The following is a 17,476-nucleotide window of genomic DNA, read 5'->3' on the forward strand; positions in this document are numbered from 1 at the left end:
CCTGAAGTCACGAAAGGACTTGCCCGATGTCGATCACTCCCGAGCGCAAGCAGGAGCTCATCAAGGAATACGCCACCAAGCCGGGCGATACCGGTTCGGCGGAAGTGCAGGTGGCGATCCTCACCGAGCGGATCACCAACCTCACCGGCCACTTCAAGGGCCACGCGAAGGACAACCACTCCCGTCGCGGCCTGCTCAAGATGGTGTCGGCGCGCCGTGGTCTTCTCGACTACCTCAAGAAGACCGAGGAAGCCCGCTACAAGTCGCTGATCCAGCGCCTGGGCATCCGCCGCTGAGGCACGACGCGAGGCTCGCGCCCCACAGGCGCGGGCCTCGTGCGCATTGAAGACGGCGCGGGCGGAGGACCCGCCGCGCTGAAGACGCATGATGCGGCGGGCATGGGGCTCGCCGCGACCGATAGTGAAGCGGCGCGCCATGGCAGGATCGCCGGAGACTCACGGGTCCGCGCCCCCGCCGCGCCGGCTTCCACCGCCCGAGTCTCTCGCCGTCTTGCCCATGGCCCCGCTTCGGAAAGCCAGAGACAGACATGTTCGATATTCACCGCGAGGAACTCGACTGGGGCGGGCGCACCCTGACCCTCGAGACCGGCCGTATGGCGCGCCAGGCTGATGGCGCCGTGCTCGCGACCTATGGCGACACCACCGTGCTCGCCACCGCCGTTTCCGCCAAGGCGCCGAAGCCCGGCCAGGACTTCTTCCCGCTCACCGTCAACTACCAGGAAAAGACCTACGCGGCTGGCCGCATTCCCGGTGGCTATTTCAAGCGCGAAGGCCGCCCGAGCGAGAAGGAGACCCTCGTCTCCCGCCTGATCGACCGTCCGATCCGCCCGCTCTTCGCCGAAGGCTACAAGAACGACACCCAGGTCGTCGTCACCGTGCTCTCGCACGACCTTGAGAACGACCCCGACATCGTGGCCATGGTCGCCGCCTCGGCCGCCCTCACCCTGTCCGGCGTGCCGTTCATGGGCCCGATCGGCGGCGCCCGCGTCGGCTTCGTCGACAATGAATATGTGCTGAACCCGACGCTCGACGAGCTGAAGGAATCGGCGCTCGACCTCGTGGTCGCCGGCACCGCCGACGCCGTGCTGATGGTCGAATCCGAAGCCAAGGAGCTCTCCGAAGAGGTGATGCTCGGCGCGGTCATGTTCGGCCACCGCCACTTCCAGCCGGTCATCGACGCCATCATCCGCCTCGCGGAGAAGGCCGCCAAGGAGCCGCGCGACTTCGCCGCTCCCGACCATTCGGCGCTGGAAGCCGAGCTGCGCACCCTGATCGACGCCGATCTGCGCGCCGCCTACAAGATCGTCCGCAAGCAGGACCGCTACGAGGCGGTCGGCAATGCCAAGGCGAAGGCCAAGGCGCATTACGCCGCGCTCGCCGCCGAAGGCAAGGACGTGCCGGACTCCCAGACCCTCTCCGAGGTGCTGAAGGAGCTCGAGGCCAAGATCGTGCGCTGGAACATCCTCGACGAGGGTATCCGCATCGACGGCCGCGACACCAAGACCGTCCGCCAGATCGTCGCCGAGGCGAGCGTTCTGCCGCGCGCCCACGGCTCCGCCCTGTTCACCCGCGGCGAGACGCAGGCCCTCGTGGTCGCCACGCTCGGCACCGGCGAGGACGAGCAGTTCATCGACAGCCTGGAAGGCACCTACAAGGAGCGCTTCCTGCTGCACTACAACTTCCCCCCCTTCTCGGTGGGCGAGACCGGCCGCATGGGTTCGCCCGGCCGCCGCGAAATCGGCCATGGCAAGCTCGCCTGGCGCGCCATCCGCCCGCTGCTGCCGCCGGCGCATGAGTTCCCCTACACGCTGCGCGCCGTCTCGGAGATCCTGGAGTCGAACGGCTCCTCCTCCATGGCGACCGTCTGCGGCACCTCGCTCGCGCTGATGGACGCCGGCGTGCCGATGCGCCGTCCGGTGGCCGGCATCGCCATGGGCCTCATCCTTGAGGGCGAGAAGTTCGCCGTGCTCTCCGACATCCTCGGCGACGAGGATCATCTCGGCGACATGGACTTCAAGGTGGCCGGCACCGACAAGGGCGTCACCGCCCTGCAGATGGACATCAAGATCGCCGGCATCACCGAGGAGATCATGAAGGTCGCCCTCGCCCAGGCGAAGGATGGCCGTCACCACATTCTCGGCGAGATGAGCAAGGCGCTGACCGGCGCCCGCTCCGAGCTCGGCGAGCATGCCCCGCGCATCGAGGTGATCCAGATCCCGGTCGACAAGATCCGCGAAGTGATCGGCTCGGGCGGCAAGGTGATCCGCGAGATCGTCGAGAAGACCGGCGCCAAGATCAACATCGAGGACGACGGCACGGTGAAGGTCGCCTCCGCCTCGGGCGAGTCGATCAAGGCGGCGCTGAACTGGATCAAGTCCATCGCCTCCGAGCCGGAGATCGGCCACATCTATGAGGGCACGGTGGTCAAGGTCGTCGATTTCGGCGCCTTCGTGAACTTCTTCGGCGCCAAGGACGGCCTCGTGCACGTCTCGCAGCTCGCCAAGGAGCGCGTGGCCAAGCCCTCCGATGTCGTCAAGGAAGGCGACAAGGTGAAGGTGAAGCTGCTCGGCTTCGACGAGCGCGGCAAGACCCGCCTGTCGATGAAGGTCGTCGACCAGGCGACCGGCGAGGACCTCGAAGCCAAGGCCAAGGCCGAGGATGGCGAGGCCGCTTCGGCGGAGTGATCCGCCGCTTCACGCGGTTGAGGATTGTGAGCGGGGCGCCTTCGGCGCCAGCTCCGCACAAGAACGGGGCGCCTTCGGGCGCCCCGTTTTCATTTGCGCGGTACCGCCCGCAACGACGCTCAGAGCGTCATCCTTCGAGGCGCGCCTGACGGCGCGCACCTCAGGATGACGTGGCTCGCGAGGCACCGCCCTGCCAACGCTCGGCGTTTCAGGCTTGTTTCCCTCTTCCACATACGGCTTTCCGGCTTCGGGGGCTTGGAACACCGTCATACTGAGGTGCCGGCCGCAGGCCGGCCTCGAAGCATCTCGCCGCAGGACGACGCAACCTGTTCCCGCGGACACCCGAGCGCGGGTCCCCGCGTTTCACACAAGCCTGCCCTGCCTGTCAGGCAATCGACACCTGCGGCGCCCTAGGATTAGAACCTTTCTAATCTTAGCCCCGGGGCCTGCCATGAAACGCTTCTCCGACCTCAGCGAGGCGGAAATCCTCGCCCTCGCCATCTCCAATGAGGAGGAGGATGCCCGCATCTACCTCCAGTTCGCCGGCCGGCTGAAGGCGGACTATCCCGCCACGGCGGCGATGTTCGAGCGCATGGCCCAGGAGGAGCACGGCCACCGCCACGCGCTGCACCAGCTCTATGTCGCCCGCTTCGGCGAGGCGCTGCCCTACATCACACGGCAGGATGTGAAGGGCTTCCTCAAGCGCAACCCGCTCTGGCTGATGGACACGCTGCGCATCGACGCGGTGCGCCGGCAGGCCGAGGTGATGGAATACGAGGCGCAGCAATTCTACATCAAGGCCGCCGCCCGCGCCCATGACGCCGCCACGCGCCAGCTTCTCGCCGATCTCGCCGAGGCGGAAAGCGCGCATGAGACGCTGGCGCAGGAACTCGGCGGGCAGATCGAGACCAGCGGCGCCCGCGTGCATGAGGACGAGGCCGCCCACCGGGTCTTCGTGCTGCAGATCGTCCAGCCGGGCCTTGCCGGGCTGATCGACGGGTCGATCTCCACCCTGGCGCCGATCTTCGCCGCCGCCTTCGCCACGCAGGATTCCTGGGCCGCCTTCCTGGTCGGTCTCGCCGCCTCCATCGGCGCCGGCATCTCCATGGGCCTCACCGAGGGCCTGTCGGACGACGGCGCCATCACCGGGCGCGGCAGCCCGTGGCCGCGCGGCCTCGCCTGCGGGGTGATGACCATGCTGGGCGGGCTCGGCCACACCCTGCCCTATCTCATCCCCGATTTCTGGACCGCCACGGCGGTCGCCGGCGTCGTCGTCGCCGTTGAGCTCGCCGCCATCGCCTATGTGCGCACCCACTATATGGAAACGCCCTTCGGCTCGGCCTTGGTGCAGGTGGTGCTCGGCGGCCTGCTGGTGCTGGCCGCCGGCATCCTCATCGGCAGTTCGTGACCGGGCGGTCGTGGGCGGGCCTTTAGGTGACCGACTCATAACTTCGCAGCCATATGCGGATTGAAGCGAGTTGGACTGACGCGAGAAAGTTGTCATCTCGCTTGTCGTAGCGGGTGGCGACGGCCCTGAAATGTTTGAGTTTGTTGAAGAACCGCTCGACGGCGTTGCGTTGGCGGTAGACCCAGGCGCTGAAGGCGAAGGTTTTGACCCTGTTGGGCATGGCGCGGACATTGGCCCATGCTCCGCGCCGGTTCATCTCTTTGCGCAAGGCGTCGCTGTCGTAAGCCCTATCGGCGAGAAGGATGTTTCCCGGCTCGAGCGTGCCCAGCATGTCGGCGGCCGAGCGCCCGTCGTGAGCCTGGCCTTCGGTCAGCTTGAGGCGGATCGGTCGGCCTTCAGCATCGACAAGGGCGTGGATCTTGGTGGTCAGGCCGCCACGCGAGCGACCCATGCAACGGGATCGCCCATCTTTTTTTGGCCGTTGGCGGCATGCTGGTGAACGCGGATCGACGAGGCGTCGATCATCTGGATATCGCCATCGTAAGCGGCTGAGACGGCTTGCAGAATGCGCGCCCAATGGCCCGCCTTGCGCCATCGGTTGAAGCGGTTGACGCACGTCGTATGCGGGCCATAGCGCGCCGGGATATCGGCCCAAGGCGCCCCAGTGCGCAGGCGCCAGAAAATGCCATTCAGAACGCGCCGGTCATCTACCCGCGCGACCCCACGCACCTTCGTCGGCAGAAGCGGCTCGATCACCGACCACTCGAAATCCGTCAGATCAAAGCGGGCCATCTCAACCTCCAAGGCTGAGATAAGTGAATCAGAACACCAGCCCGCAGGGAATCCCGTTTATGGGTATGTGACCTAGAGCGCGATCCGATCAGATTGAATCAATCTGATCGGCAAATCGCCCTCTAACTCTAAGATAGAGAACGCGTTATCCGATCAGCTTGCGATGCAAGCTGATCGGCGCGTGCTCTAGCCCGCCCGCACCATGTCGACGAAGCTGTGCACCTCGCGGCGCAGCGTCACCGCCTGCAGCGACAGGTCGCGGGCCGAGGTCAGGACGCGGTGCGCGGCGGCGGCGGAAGCCTGCGCCGTGCGCTGGACGGCAGAGATGTTCGTGGTCACTTCCTGCGTCCCGCTCGCCGCCTGCTGGATCGAGCGGGCGACTTCCGAGGTGGTGGCGTGCTGCTCGGTCATGGCGGCGGAAATCGCCGCCGCGGCGTTGCGCAACTCGGTGATGGTGGCACTGAAGCCGGCAATCGCCCCCTGCACGCCCCCGGTCGATTCCTGAATGCCGGAAATGCGCTCGGAAATGCCGGCGGTGGCCTGCGCGGTCTGGCTGGCCAGCGCCTTCACCTCCTGCGCCACCACGGCGAAGCCGCGCCCGGCCTCGCCGGCGCGGGCGGATTCGATGGTGGCGTTCAGCGCCAGCAGGTTGGTCTGGCCGGCAATCGAGTCGATGAGGCCGGTGATGGTGCCGATCTGCTCGGCCGAGGCCTTCAGCTCGTTCATCTGGCCGCTGGTGGCGGCGACTTCGCCCACCGCCCGCTCGGTCATGACGGTGGAATGCTGCAGCCGGTCGCCGATCTCCTGCGCGGCGGCGGAAAGCTCCTCCATTGCCGACGCCACGGTCTGCACATTGGAAGTGGCGAGCTGCGCGGCGGCCGCCACCGCCCCGGCCTGGTTGGTCGCCTCCTCCGCCGTGGCGTTGAGCGCTTCGGACGCCGCCTGCAGGTCGTTGGCCGCAGTCGCGACCATGTCGACCACCGCGCCCACCGCCGCCTCGAACTGGTCGGCCAGCTGGCGCATCTCGGCATGGCGGTTCTCGGCGGCGCGCTTGGCGAGCAGGCGCGCCTCCTCACGCGCCGCTTCCGCCTCGCGCAGACCGTCGCGGAACACGGTCAGCGCGCGCGCCTGCTCGCCGATCTCGTCGGTGCGCCCGGCATGGGGGATGGCGGCTTCCAGATCGCCGGCGGACACCTGCTCCATGGCCGCGCTGACCTCGCGCACCGGCCGGGCGATGCCGAGGAAGGAATAGGCGCCGGCCAGCACAGCCGCCAGAATGGCGATGGCGGAGAAGACGAGAATGCGGGTCATGCCGTCGGTCAGCGCCTGGTCGGCCAGCGCGCGCGCCTCGTCGGCCTGCGAGGCTGTCTCCGCCACCACGCGGTCGAGCACCTGGTTGGCCTCGCGCATCACAGGCTCGCTGCGGTCATTGACCAGCGCAGTACGGCTGGAGAGCTGGGCGAGATTGGCGTCGATCAGCTGCTTATAGGCGTCGAAATCCTTCAGCGCCGTGTCCACCGTCTGCGCCACCTGCGCATTGTCGCCCATCTGCGTGCGCACATCGGTGAGAATGGTGACGACGCGGTTCTGCATCGAGGTGAGCCGCTTGAGCTGCTTGGCGTCGCCTTCCAGCATGTAGGTGGAGGCGGCGAGATTGATGCTGTCGATCAGCTGCTCCAGAGGCTGGAGATTGCTCCCCATGTCGGTGTTGCCGAGTTCGAGCATCTGGCCGGCGAGGGTGGAGAAATGCGTGCGCGCCCGCATGGCGAGGGCCGGTCGGGCCTCGACCAGCTGCTGCTGCGTCTTCTCCGAATCGTGAACCTGCGCCGTGACGGCGCCGAACGCGCCGAGCAGCTGCTTGAGCTTCACGAAGTCCGCGCGGTCGTCGTCATGGGTTTCCAGCACCATCAGACGGTCGAGCCGCCCCTGCGCCGCCGCGATATCGCCGTTCACCGCGCCGAGCAGCGCCTCATTATTGGGATTGGCGAAGGACAGGCGCATTTCCGTGGCGTTGAGCTGGATGCGGGTCAGCAGATCGGCCACTTCCTCGCTTTCGTCGAGGATGGTCGCCTGCCGTTCGGCGGCGTCATTCGCCTCCTCGATGCTCGCCATGGCGAAATGCCGGCTTACCAGCACGCCGCAGGAGAGAAGAACGAGCAGCACGGACGCAATGCCGAGCTTCATCGCGATGCCAAGACGCATCGTGCCCACGAGATACCTCCACATGTCCTTTTACCTCGCGGCACAAAAGGACATGTGGCTTGCGCCAGTCTTGCCGGTGGTTGTGGGCGGCCGGCTCAGCGTGGCTGGCTGGGGCCCCTATTCATAGGCGGCCAGAGCCTGCGCCAGTGCCGCCCGGTCGGCGCCGGCGGCCAGCGCCAGCGTGAGCAGCAGCCGCGCCTTCACCCCGGTGAGCAGCCCGGCGGAGAGCGCGCCGCGCGCCAGCAGGTCGATCTCCGAGCCGGGATAGCCATAGGTGCGGGCGAAGACCGGCCCGGCCAGCGTCCGGCTGGCCAGCACCACCGGCAGCTGCGCCGCCACCTCGCCGACCAGCGGCGCCAGCGCGCCCGGCACATGGCCGGCCCCCGCCCCTTCGATGACGAGGCCGGCATAGCCGAGAGCGGGCACGGCGCGCAGCAGCCTGCCATCGTCGCCCATGGCGATCTTCAGGAGCGCCACCGGCGGCAGCGGCGCGGCTGCGGGGTCGAAGGCCAGCGCCGGGCGCGTCACGCGGGTGAAGAGCCGCACGCGCCCCTCCGCCACCAGCCCGAGCGGGCCGGCCATGTCGGAGACGAAGGCGGAGGTGAGCGCCGTGTGCGCCTTGCGCACGAAGCGGGCGGCATGGATCTCGTCGTTCAGCACCACCAGCGTGCCGAGCCCGCGCGCCGCGTCGCTGGCGGCGACGAGGGCGGCGGCGAGAAGGTTGGCCGGCCCGTCGGCGCCCGGCTGCTGCGGGCCGCGCATGGCGCCGACCACCACCACCGGCCGTTCGCCCGGCACCAGCAGATCGAGCGCGAAGGCGGTTTCCTCGATGGTGTCGGTGCCCTGAATGACCACCGCGCCATCGATGCCGGCGGCGAAGCCGGCGCGGATCTCGCCCGCCACGGCGGCAATGTTCTCCAGCGTCAGCGAGGCGCTGCCGACCTTCATCGGCGAGCGTGCCTCGATGTCCGCCACCTCGGCGAGGCCGGGCACGGCGGCCACCAGCTCGGCCGCGCCCAGTGTCGGCGCGATGCCGCCATCGGGCGCCGTGGTCATGGTGATGGTCCCGCCGAGGGAGAGGACGAGAAGACGGGGACGCGGAAGGAAAGAGGACATGGAAGACCTGACGACGCAGCGGGGAAGCTCCACCCTAGCCGCCCGCCGCCACGCCGTCAGCCCGTCACGCCGCCGCGCGCAGCCCCGCCAGCTCGGCCGGCATCGGCCCGCCCGTGGCCCAGTCCAGCAGCTCCACCGTGTGAACGACTGGCACGCGTGTGCCGCCGCCGATCTGCGTCATGCAGCCGATGTTGCCGACGGCGATCACCTGCGGATCGGTGCGCTCGATATTGGCGACCTTGCGCGCGCGCAGCCGGCCGGCGATCTCCGGCTGGAGGATGTTGTAGGTGCCGGCCGAACCGCAGCACAAATGTCCCTCGGCCGGTTCCAGCACGGTGAAACCGGCGCTGGCCAGCAGCGTCTTCGGCGCGGTGCGCACGCGCTGGCCATGCTGCAGCGAACAGGCGGAGTGATAGGCAACGCGGATGCCCGGCGCGATGACCGGCGCGGGAAGCTCCTGCGCGGCGAGGAACTCGCTCACATCCTTGGCCAGCGCCGACACTTTCGCCGCGCGCTCGGCATAGGCCGGGTCGGTGCGCAGCATGTGGCCGTAATCCTTGATCGTCGTGCCGCAGCCCGAGGTGGTCACGAGGATGGCGTCCAGCCCCTCGCCCTCGATCTCGCGCATCCAGGCGTCGACATTGGCGCGGGCATTGGCGAGCGCCAGATCCTCCTTGCCCATATGGTGGGTGAGCGAGCCGCAGCAGCCGCCGCCGACGGGGCGGACGATCTCCACGCCCAGGCGGGTGAGCAGGCGGATCGCCGCCGCGTCGATCTCCGGCCGCAGCACCGGCTGGGCGCAGCCATCGAGCAGGGCGACGCGGGCGCGGCGGGAGCCTTGCGCGGCGAAACGGCGCACGCCTTCATCCGCCGAGCGCGTGGCCGGCCGCGCCGGGGCGAGGCGCAGCATGGCGGCCACCGGCGCGAGGCCGGGGATGGACTCGAACAGGCCGGCCAAGGGCTTCGCCACCATCGCCCCGCCAATGGCCAGGCGGAACAGCGTGCGGCTCGGCAGCACCCGCGCCAGCAGAGCCCGCGTCAGCCGGTCCATCAGCGGGCGGTCATAGGTCGCCTCCACATGGTCGCGCGCATGGTCGATCAGGTGCATGTAATGCACGCCCGAGGGGCAGGTGGTCATGCAGGACAGGCAGGACAGGCAGCGGTCGATATGCTTGGCGACTTCCTGTGTCGCCGGCCGGTCGTTCTCCAGCATGTCCTTGATGAGGTAGATGCGCCCGCGCGGGGAATCCAGTTCATCCCCCAGCAGCACATAGGTCGGGCAGGTGGCGGTGCAGAAGCCGCAATGGACGCACGCGCGGAGTACTTGTTCGGAACGTGCCGTCTGCGGATCGGCCAGCTGGGCGAGGGAGAAGTTCGTCTGCATGGCTCACACTCCCGCATACATGCGCCCGGGGCTCAGCACGCGCCCGGGGTCGAAGCCGTTCTTCATCCGGGCGATCAGCGCGCCGGTGATCGGGTCGAGCGGCTGGAACACCTCTTCGCCCGCCCGCGCCGCCGCGCTGGCGCGGATCAGCGTCGCATGGCCACCGCCCGCTGCTGCCACCGCCGCGCGCACCGCCGCCGTCTGCGGTTCCGCGCCGGGCATCTCCACCCAGACGAGCCCGCCGGCCCAGTCATAGAGACAGCGCGCGCCGAGCCCCGCCAGTGCCGCGCCGATGGACGGCCCCGCCATCGGCGCCACCGAGACCCGCCAGAGGGCGGGGTGATTTTCCAAATGGGCTCCCTCATCCCCGGGCTTGACCCGGGGACCCAGACCTTGGGGCCGGCGCACGGCTTCACTCTGGGTGGCCGGGTCAAGCCCGGCCATGAGGGAGGCCGAAAGGGACACCGCAAACGGCGTCACGTCGCGCACCGCCTGCCAGAAGGCGAGCGACGCCTCCGCGTCGAGAAAGGACAGCGTGCCGCGCCCGCGCAGCATCTCTTCCAGCTTGCCCCGGCGGTGGCGGATCGAGGGCGCCACCCCTTCCAGCCGCAGCGCCGTCACCGAGGCGCCCGCACCGGCGACGGCGGGAATGGCGGCCGCCACCGCTTCCGGCACATGCGCGGCGCCGGACACGTCGTAATAGGAGCCGACCGCCGCGCTCATCGCGCCCGCGGCGGCGGCCGGGTCGAGGCCGAGCAGCAGCAGCGTCTCCACCGTCTCCGGGCGCGGCAGCACCTTGATGGTGAGTTCGGTGAAGGCGGCGAGCGTGCCATAGGACCCCGCCAGCCCGCGCGGCAGATCATAGCCGGTGACGTTCTTCACCACCCGCCCGCCGGCCTTGAACGCTTCCGCCCGGCCGGAGACGGCGCGGATGCCGAGCGCGTGGTCGCGCGCCGCCCCGGCGCTCGGCCGGCGCGGCCCGGCGAGGTTGCAGGCCATCAGCCCGCCCAGCGTGCCGCCGCCCGGCGCCACACCGAGCAGCGGGCCGAAATCCATCGGCTCGAAGGCCAGCATCTGCTTCGAGGCCGCCACCAGCGCCTCGATCTCGGCCACCGTCGTGCCCGCCTTGGCGCTCAGCACCAGCTCTTCCGGCTCGTAGAGGGTGACGCCGGAAAGGCCGCCCAGCTCCAGCGTGGCGTCGGTCTGGATGTGGCGGCCGAGCCCGGCCTTGGCGCCGGAGCCGGCGACATCGAGCGTGCGCCCGTTGGACACCGCCCAGCGCACCGCCTCCACCACCTCCGCCTCGTCGCGCGGACACAGCCTCTCGCTCATCTCAAGCCACTCCCGAAAGCGCGGCGAGCCGCGCGGCATGCGTGTTGTGTTCGGCCACCACGGAGGGCAGGTCGATGGTCACCACCTCGCCCTGGGCCACCACCGGCCGTCCCTGCACATAGGTGAAGGCGGCGCGCCCCGGCGTGCAGAACAAAGCGGCGGCGACGGGATCGGCGAGGCCGCCGGCGAAGGCGACATCGTCGAGCCGCAGGGCGAAGAAATCCGCGCAATAGCCCGGCGCCAGCGCGCCGATATCGCTGCGCCCCAAAACCGAAGCGCCGCCGAGCGTGGCGAGCTCCAGCGCCTCGCGCGCGCTCATCCACTCATGGTCGCGCGAGGGATCCGACGTGGAGAGCGAGGTGTCCGGCCCCTCGGGCGGGCGCAGGCTAATCTGCAGCCGCGCCAGCAGCATGGCCTGCCGTGCCTCGGTGAGCAGGTTGTTGCCGTCATTGGAAGCCGAGCCATCGACGCCAAGCCCGACCTTGACCCCTGCCGCCCGATAGGCCCGCACCGGGGCGATGCCGGAAGCGAGGCGCATATTCGAGGACGGGCAATGGCACACACCGACCCCGGCGCCGGCAAAGCAGCCGATCTCATGTGCGTTCACATGCACCGCGTGGGCGAACCACACATCGCGGCCGAGCCAGCCCAGCTCTTCCATATAGGCGACAGGCCGCTTGCCGAAGCGCTCCAGCGTGTAGCGCTCCTCGTCCACGGTCTCGGCCAGATGGGTGTGCAGCCGCACGCCCTTCTGCCGCGCCAGCGCCGCGCTCGCCCGCATCAGCTCCGGCGTGACCGAGAAGGGCGAGCAGGGGGCGAGGGCGATCTGCAGCAGCGCGCCGGGCGCGGCGTCGTGATAGCGGGCGATGACGCGCTCACTGTCGGCGAGGATGGCGTCCTCGTCCTCCACGCAGTCGTCCGGCGGCAGGCCGCCCTTGGACTGGCCGAGCGACATGGAGCCGCGCGAGACCATGAAGCGCATGCCGATCTCGCGCGCGGCGGCGATCTGGTCGTCCACCGCGCAGCCATTGCGGAAGACATAGGCGTGGTCGAAGCAGGTGGTGCAGCCCGACAGAGCCAGTTCCGCCAGCCCCACCAGCGTCGCCGTACGCGACGCCTCCGGCGTGCGCGCCGCCCACAGCCGGTAATGCGCGCCAAGCCAGCGGAACAGATTGACGTTCTGCGCCGCCGGCAAGGCGCGGGTCAGCGTCTGGTCGAGATGGTGATGGCAATTCACCAGACCGGGCAGCACCACATGGCCGGAGAGATCGAGCACCTCGTCGGCGCCGGCCGGCAGGTTCGCGCTCGGCCCCACCTCGACGATCATCCCGTCGCGCGCGAACAGCCCGCCGCCGGATATCTCGCGGCGGGCGCCGTCCATGGTGACGAGCACCGTGGCGTTGCGGACGAGGAGCGTCGACATCAGAAGCGCGGCAGGTCGGGGAAGGGCAGCTTGCCGCCCGAGACATGCATGCGGCCCAGCTCGGCGCAGCGGTGCAGCACCGGGAACACCTTGCCGGGGTTGAGCAGCGCGTCGGGATCGAAGGCGCATTTCAGCCGCTGCTGATGGGCGAGGTCGGTCTCGTCGAACATGGAGGGCATGAGGTCGCGCTTTTCCACCCCCACACCGTGCTCGCCGGTGAGCACGCCGCCCACCTCGACGCAGAGCAGCAGAATATCGGCGCCGAAGGCCTCCGCCTTCTCAAGCTGGCCGGGCTGGTTGGCGTCGTAGCAGATCAGCGGGTGCAGATTCCCGTCGCCGGCATGGAAGACATTGCCGCAGCGCAGCCCGTATTTCTCCGACATCTCCTCCATGCGCTTCAGCACCAGCGGCAGCGCCTTGCGCGGAATGGTGCCGTCCATGCAGAGATAATCCGGCGAAATCCGTCCCACGGCGGGGAAGGCGGCCTTGCGCCCGGCCCAGAAGGCGACGCGCTCCTCCTCGCTGGTGGAGGCGCGCAGCGTGAGGCAGCCGAGCGTGCCGGCAATCTCAGCCACGCGCTCGATAAGGTGGTTCACCTCCGCCTCCGGCCCGTCCAGCTCGACGATCAGCAGCGCCTCGACATCGAGCGGGTAGCCGGCGCCGAGAAAGGCCTCGGCGGCATGGACCATCATCTTGTCCATCATCTCCATGCCGCCGGGGATGATGCCGGCGGCGATGATGGCGGCGACGCAGGCGCCCGCCGCCTCCGACGAGGGGAAGCCGACCAGCACGGCACGCGCCGTCTCCGGCTTCTTGAGGATGCGCACCGTGACTTCCGTCACCACGCCGAGCAGGCCTTCCGAGCCGACGATGAGGCCGAGCAGGTCCAGCCCGCCGGAATCGAGATGCTTGCCGCCGAGGCGGATGACCTCGCCCGTGATCAGCACCATCTCGACGCCGAGCACATTGTTCGTCGTCAACCCGTATTTCAGGCAGTGCACCCCGCCGGAATTCTCGCCGACATTGCCGCCAATGGTGCAGGCGATCTGCGAGGACGGGTCGGGCGCGTAATAGAAGCCCTCATGCGCCACCGCCGTGGTGATGCCGAGATTGGTCACGCCCGGCTGGGCGACCACGGTGCGGTTGTCGAAGTCGATGTCGAGGATGCGATTGAACTTGCCCATGCCGAGCAGGATGCCGTCTTCCAGCGGCAGCGCCCCGCCGGACAGCGAGGTGCCCGCCCCGCGCGGCACCACCGGAATGCCGTTAGCATTGGCATAGGCCAGCACCTTCGACACCTGCTCGGTGGTGGAGGGCAGCACGACCACGAGCGGGAGCTGGCGATAGGCCGTCACCCCGTCGCTCTCGAAGGGGCGCATCTCGGCCTCGGCATCGATCACCCCCTCGCCGGGGACGATGGCGCGCAGATCGGCGACGATACGGGCGCGGCGGGCCAGCACATCCGCCTTCGGCGCCGGCATGACGAGACCGGACATGGCACTCCTCCCTGGGAACGTCTGTGAGGCCCCGGCAGCCGACGGCGCGGCGCGGGGCTCTTCCGCTTTCGAGCCATTCTAGGGAAAAGCGCGCCGGCTTCCTATGGTAAAAAAACTAGACCAAGGATGAATATGTCGTGTCCGACCGTCGGCTTCGGTATCGCAGCACGGCCCCCTTGCGCGCGATCAAGGCGGTGCGCACCTCCACCGGATAGGCCAGTGCCCAAGAACGTGCCACAGGCCGGCCGCGCCCGATGCCGGCCGCCGCACACAGGGAGACGCGCATGAACGAGCTCACCGCCCGCACGGAGGATGCCGACACCGGAGCGCTCAGCCGCATCCGCCTGCATCTCGCCCGCTCGAAGGAATTTCCCGAGGGCAGCGCCCGCCATGGCTATGAATTCGTCGCCCCGCTGGACGGCGCGGGCCGCATCGACGCGGAGGCGTGGAAGGGCCAGCGCGCCGCCTGCACCGTCACCCGCTTCTGGGCGAATGAGGCGCCGGAGCATGGGCGGCTGGTGCACCGCGCCGGCGGCGCGGGGGGATCGAGCTGGGTGTTCGACTATGAGGCGGAGGCCAGCGACGATGACGAGACCGGCTATCGCTTCGGCGACCATGCCTTCGTGCCGGGCGAATATGTCTCGCTGCGCGACGAGGAGGGCGAGCTGCACACTTTCGTCGTGTTCTCGGTCGAGCCGGCCTGAGAGCGCCGCATGAACGAAAACGGCGCGGCACCCTCGCGGGCCCGCGCCGTCGTCAGCCGTTCGAAGGCTGTCAGTTGGACGTGCCGGTCCCGGCCGGCGCGGTCGGCACGGCGCTGGGGGCGGAAGCGGTCTCGGCGCCCGCCAGCGGGGCGGCGGTGCCGCTCTGGGTCGCGGGCGCGGCAGCCGGCGTGGTGCCCGGCGCCACGGCGGGGGTCGCCGCCGGCGTCGCGGACGGGCCCGCGGCCGGAGTGGCGGCCGGCGTCGCCGGGGCAGCGGCGGCATCGGCCGGGGCTTCCACCGGCTTCGGCTTCGGCGTGGCGGCCACGGCGCGCGGGCGGGCCGGGCGCTGGATCATGCCCATGACCTTGTTGTGCAGTTCCGGCGCCTTCTCGATGTTGAAATGGCTCAGCGCGCCGGCGCCGGTCAGGTCGATATTCTCCACCTGGCGCCCGGCCACCGGCTTGCCCGAGCCGCCGGCCTGGTAATAATTCACCACCTTGCCGATCTTCGGCGAGGCGGTCATCGGCGTCACCGGATCGAAGGTCACCACGAGGGGAACCGGCACGCCGGCGTCGCTCACCCGGTTGCCCATGGTGACGGCGGCATCCGCGCCGAGCGAATGGCCGATGATGATGACCGGCGTCGGCCGGCGCTTGCCCACCGTGGCCTGCTCGATGGCGAAGCGGGTCAGCGTGTCGAGATCGACATAGGAATGCACGCTGGCGTCGATGCCGCGCGCGCGCATCTTGGCGGCGAGGTCGTCCATGCCGAGCGAGAAGATGTTGGCGAGCCCGCGCAGCAGATAGACCCGGGGCTGGTTCGGGTTGGGCTTCGACTGCGCATGGGCCGGGGCCGGTACGGCCAGGGCGATGGCAAGCACGGCGACGATGGCGAGCCAGCCGGCCCAGACCCGCGAGAACTTCATGTCACACATCCCGAAAACACCGTCTGTCTTCATGCTCTGGGGCCCTGACCCTTGCAAATGGATTCTAGAAACGCTCCGCTTTGCCGGAAGTCTGATGCAGGGACGCAACAGTACCTCCCGTTAAGGCAAGGGGCGCGACGCGGCGCGACGCCGCGGCGCGTCCGCCATCGCCCCCTTGCCAGCGCGCCGCGAGCATGCAACCCACTCGAACGCGCGGAGTTCCCCGGAGCGACGGTACGTCGCTGGGGAGGTGAAGGAGCGAGCTTCGGTGACGACGAACGCGACGGCCCGGGCGGCCGGCAAGACCTTTTACGACCATCCGCTGCGCGCCCCCGTGATGGCGGAACTGCACGCCCGTCCCTTCGTGGCGGTGTCGACGCCCGCGCGCATCCTGCATGTCGCCTTTCTCGTCGACCGCGCCCAGGCGGTGGCGGACCGCGCCGCCTTCGCCAGCCTGTGCATGGCGCGCGGCCAGCCGGCGCCGGACCGCGAGGCCAAGCAGCACCGCGTCGCCTTCGGCCGCTTCGTCGTGCGCTGGGAGCGCCACGCCGAATTCACCACCTATACCTGGGAGCTGCCGGCCGAGGATGTGGTCGAGGGCGGCCTGCCCTTCCAGCCTTCCGCCGCCAGCCTGACCGACGTGCTCACCCAGCTGCCGCAGCCGGGCCCGCTGCTGGTGGCGGTGGATCTGCACCTCGTCACCGATACGGCGGACGCGCTGCCGCTCGACCGGCTGTTCGACCGCACCAGCCTCGCCCGCTCGGATGTCGAGGACGGCTTCGCCGAGATCGCCACCGACTTTCAGCCCGACCCGTCCGGCTTCGTGCGCATTCTGGTGCGCGATCGCGGCATGACTGACGACGCCGCCGGCGCGCTGGTGCAGCGCGTGCTGGAAATCGAGACCTACCGCACGCTGGCGCTGCTCGGCCTGCCGGAGGCGCAGCGCCTCGCCCCCACCGTGGCGCATAGCGAGCAGGAACTCTCCAGCCTCACCGAGCAGATGCGCCAGAGCGAGGGTCTCGCCGCCAATCACAAGCTGCTCGACGCGCTGACCGGCCTCGCCGCCCAGCTGGAAGCGGACGCCGCCGCCTCGCTGTTCCGCTTCGGCGCCACCCGCGCCTATGAGGAAATCGTCAATTCGCGCCTGCGCACCATCGGCGAGCGGCCGATTTCCGGCTATCCCACCTGGCAGCAATTCCTGCTGCGCCGGCTGCAGCCGGCCATGCGCACCTGCCAGGCGATCGAGCAGCGCCAGGCCAATCTGTCGGTCAAGCTCACCAGCGCCGCCAACCTGCTGCGCACCCGGGTCGATGTCGAGCTGGAACAGCAGAACCGCAACCTGCTGCAGAGCATGAACAAGCGCGCGCGCATGCAGCTGCGCCTGCAGCAGACGGTCGAAGGGCTCTCCGTCGCCGCCATCTCCTATTACGTCATCAGCCTGCTGCACTACGCGCTGGAAGGGCTGCACGCCCGCGCCGAGGAAGCCGGGCTGCACTATGATGTGGGCACCGCCACCGCCATCGCCGTGCCCATCGTGGTGCTGGTGATCTGGTCGGTGGTCCGCCGCATCCGTCGCGGCCACGCCGAGGAGAAGAGCTGATTTCGTCCCGCCTCTCGCTCCGGCGGCGCGCCATCTCCTAGATCATTTCACCGTTTCACGGAAACAGTGAAATGATCTAATCCTTTGTTTTATCGCGTTTTCTTCACGCGAACCGGTATCCACTTCGCTCGAAAACGCTCAAAAAAAGCCCCGGTCTCCCGGGGCTTTTTGCTGTCGGCCGCGCTTTTCTATTGCGCGAAGCCGCCGGTGGAGGGCGCCGGAGCGCCGATCCACTGGGTCTGGCTGTTGTCCGGGGCGGGCGCGGGGGCACTGGCCGCCGGGGCCGGCGTGACGGTGCGGGCCGGCGCGGTCGCCGCGGGTGCAGTGGCCGCCGGCGCCGGGGTGGCGGGCGCGCTCTGCACCGTGGTGCTCGGCGCGGCCGGGGCGGTG

Annotated in this window: 13 protein-coding genes and 1 pseudogene; 6 read left to right on the top strand and 8 right to left on the bottom strand. The window is 69.4% G+C overall.

From position 1 onward, the window contains the following. Nucleotides 1–26 precede the first annotated feature (26 nt). The 3 genes from rpsO (at nucleotide 27) to mbfA (ending at nucleotide 4,112) form a co-directional block, all read left to right on the top strand. Entirely contained in the window at nucleotides 27–296 is a 270-nt protein-coding gene (rpsO, locus tag ACP2AH_RS10280; RefSeq protein WP_371348376.1) for a 30S ribosomal protein S15, read from the top strand. 251 nt (nucleotides 297–547) lie between these two features. Beyond that, on the top strand, nucleotides 548–2,704 hold the full coding sequence (gene pnp / locus ACP2AH_RS10285) for a polyribonucleotide nucleotidyltransferase (protein WP_425105715.1): 2,157 nt from the start codon (nucleotides 548–550) through the stop codon (nucleotides 2,702–2,704). A gap of 451 nt (nucleotides 2,705–3,155) precedes the next feature. Further along, on the top strand, nucleotides 3,156–4,112 hold the full coding sequence (mbfA, locus tag ACP2AH_RS10290) for an iron exporter MbfA (RefSeq protein WP_244379998.1): 957 nt from the start codon (nucleotides 3,156–3,158) through the stop codon (nucleotides 4,110–4,112). A 103-nt stretch (nucleotides 4,113–4,215) separates the two neighbouring features. On the opposite strand, the pseudogene ACP2AH_RS10295 reads toward mbfA, so the two are convergent. From ACP2AH_RS10295 to ACP2AH_RS10325, 7 genes and pseudogenes are all read right to left on the bottom strand, one after another. Then, a pseudogene (locus tag ACP2AH_RS10295) lies at nucleotides 4,216–4,904 on the bottom strand (IS5 family transposase); the annotation flags it as partial. A 186-nt stretch (nucleotides 4,905–5,090) separates the two neighbouring features. Next, complete coding sequence (locus tag ACP2AH_RS10300) at nucleotides 5,091–7,106, bottom strand: methyl-accepting chemotaxis protein (RefSeq protein ID WP_425105726.1); 2,016 nt, start codon at nucleotides 7,104–7,106, stop codon at nucleotides 5,091–5,093. A gap of 117 nt (nucleotides 7,107–7,223) precedes the next feature. Then, a complete protein-coding gene (locus ACP2AH_RS10305) occupies nucleotides 7,224–8,222 on the bottom strand; it encodes an asparaginase (protein WP_425105716.1) in 999 nt (332 codons plus the stop codon). A gap of 64 nt (nucleotides 8,223–8,286) precedes the next feature. Then, the gene (gene glcF, locus ACP2AH_RS10310; protein ID WP_425105717.1) at nucleotides 8,287–9,606 is read right to left on the bottom strand and encodes a glycolate oxidase subunit GlcF; all 1,320 of its coding nucleotides are present in this window, start codon (nucleotides 9,604–9,606) and stop codon (nucleotides 8,287–8,289) included. A gap of 3 nt (nucleotides 9,607–9,609) precedes the next feature. After that, entirely contained in the window at nucleotides 9,610–10,938 is a 1,329-nt protein-coding gene (locus tag ACP2AH_RS10315; protein WP_425105718.1) for an FAD-binding protein, read from the bottom strand. Nucleotide 10,939: 1 nt separating this feature from the next. Further along, on the bottom strand, nucleotides 10,940–12,361 hold the full coding sequence (locus tag ACP2AH_RS10320) for an 8-oxoguanine deaminase (RefSeq protein WP_425105719.1): 1,422 nt from the start codon (nucleotides 12,359–12,361) through the stop codon (nucleotides 10,940–10,942). After that, entirely contained in the window at nucleotides 12,361–13,857 is a 1,497-nt protein-coding gene (locus tag ACP2AH_RS10325; protein ID WP_425105720.1) for an FAD-linked oxidase C-terminal domain-containing protein, read from the bottom strand. Before ACP2AH_RS10325 ends, ACP2AH_RS10320 begins: the two co-directional genes overlap by 1 nt. A 284-nt stretch (nucleotides 13,858–14,141) precedes the next feature. Here ACP2AH_RS10325 and ACP2AH_RS10330 point away from each other — a divergent pair, with 284 nt between their 5' ends. After that, nucleotides 14,142–14,561 (top strand): hypothetical protein, encoded by a 420-nt coding sequence (locus ACP2AH_RS10330; protein WP_425105721.1) that lies wholly within the window; start codon nucleotides 14,142–14,144, stop codon nucleotides 14,559–14,561. Between the two features lie 70 nt (nucleotides 14,562–14,631). Here ACP2AH_RS10330 and ACP2AH_RS10335 read toward each other — a convergent pair whose 3' ends face one another. Beyond that, complete coding sequence (locus ACP2AH_RS10335; RefSeq protein WP_425105722.1) at nucleotides 14,632–15,486, bottom strand: hypothetical protein; 855 nt, start codon at nucleotides 15,484–15,486, stop codon at nucleotides 14,632–14,634. A 268-nt stretch (nucleotides 15,487–15,754) separates the two neighbouring features. On the opposite strand from ACP2AH_RS10335, the gene ACP2AH_RS10340 reads away from it, so the two are divergent. Continuing rightward, a complete protein-coding gene (locus ACP2AH_RS10340) occupies nucleotides 15,755–17,086 on the top strand; it encodes a DUF3422 family protein (RefSeq protein WP_425105723.1) in 1,332 nt (443 codons plus the stop codon). An 84-nt stretch (nucleotides 17,087–17,170) separates the two neighbouring features. After that, on the top strand, nucleotides 17,171–17,476 hold a 306-nt coding region (locus tag ACP2AH_RS10345; protein WP_425105724.1), incomplete at its 3' end, for a hypothetical protein.

This window comes from Ancylobacter sp. (assembly GCF_965249975.1).
Taxonomy (GTDB): Bacteria; Pseudomonadota; Alphaproteobacteria; order Rhizobiales; family Xanthobacteraceae; genus Ancylobacter.

Coding starts and splice junctions, on each gene's coding strand:
- rpsO (WP_371348376.1), top strand. CDS start 27: ATGTCGATCACTCCCGAGCGCAAGCAGGAGCTCATCAAGGAATACGCC.
- pnp (WP_425105715.1), top strand. CDS start 548: ATGTTCGATATTCACCGCGAGGAACTCGACTGGGGCGGGCGCACCCTG.
- mbfA (WP_244379998.1), top strand. CDS start 3,156: ATGAAACGCTTCTCCGACCTCAGCGAGGCGGAAATCCTCGCCCTCGCC.
- ACP2AH_RS10300 (WP_425105726.1), bottom strand. CDS start 7,106: ATGCGTCTTGGCATCGCGATGAAGCTCGGCATTGCGTCCGTGCTGCTC.
- ACP2AH_RS10305 (WP_425105716.1), bottom strand. CDS start 8,222: ATGTCCTCTTTCCTTCCGCGTCCCCGTCTTCTCGTCCTCTCCCTCGGC.
- glcF (WP_425105717.1), bottom strand. CDS start 9,606: ATGCAGACGAACTTCTCCCTCGCCCAGCTGGCCGATCCGCAGACGGCA.
- ACP2AH_RS10315 (WP_425105718.1), bottom strand. CDS start 10,938: ATGAGCGAGAGGCTGTGTCCGCGCGACGAGGCGGAGGTGGTGGAGGCG.
- ACP2AH_RS10320 (WP_425105719.1), bottom strand. CDS start 12,361: ATGTCGACGCTCCTCGTCCGCAACGCCACGGTGCTCGTCACCATGGAC.
- ACP2AH_RS10325 (WP_425105720.1), bottom strand. CDS start 13,857: ATGTCCGGTCTCGTCATGCCGGCGCCGAAGGCGGATGTGCTGGCCCGC.
- ACP2AH_RS10330 (WP_425105721.1), top strand. CDS start 14,142: ATGAACGAGCTCACCGCCCGCACGGAGGATGCCGACACCGGAGCGCTC.
- ACP2AH_RS10335 (WP_425105722.1), bottom strand. CDS start 15,486: ATGAAGTTCTCGCGGGTCTGGGCCGGCTGGCTCGCCATCGTCGCCGTG.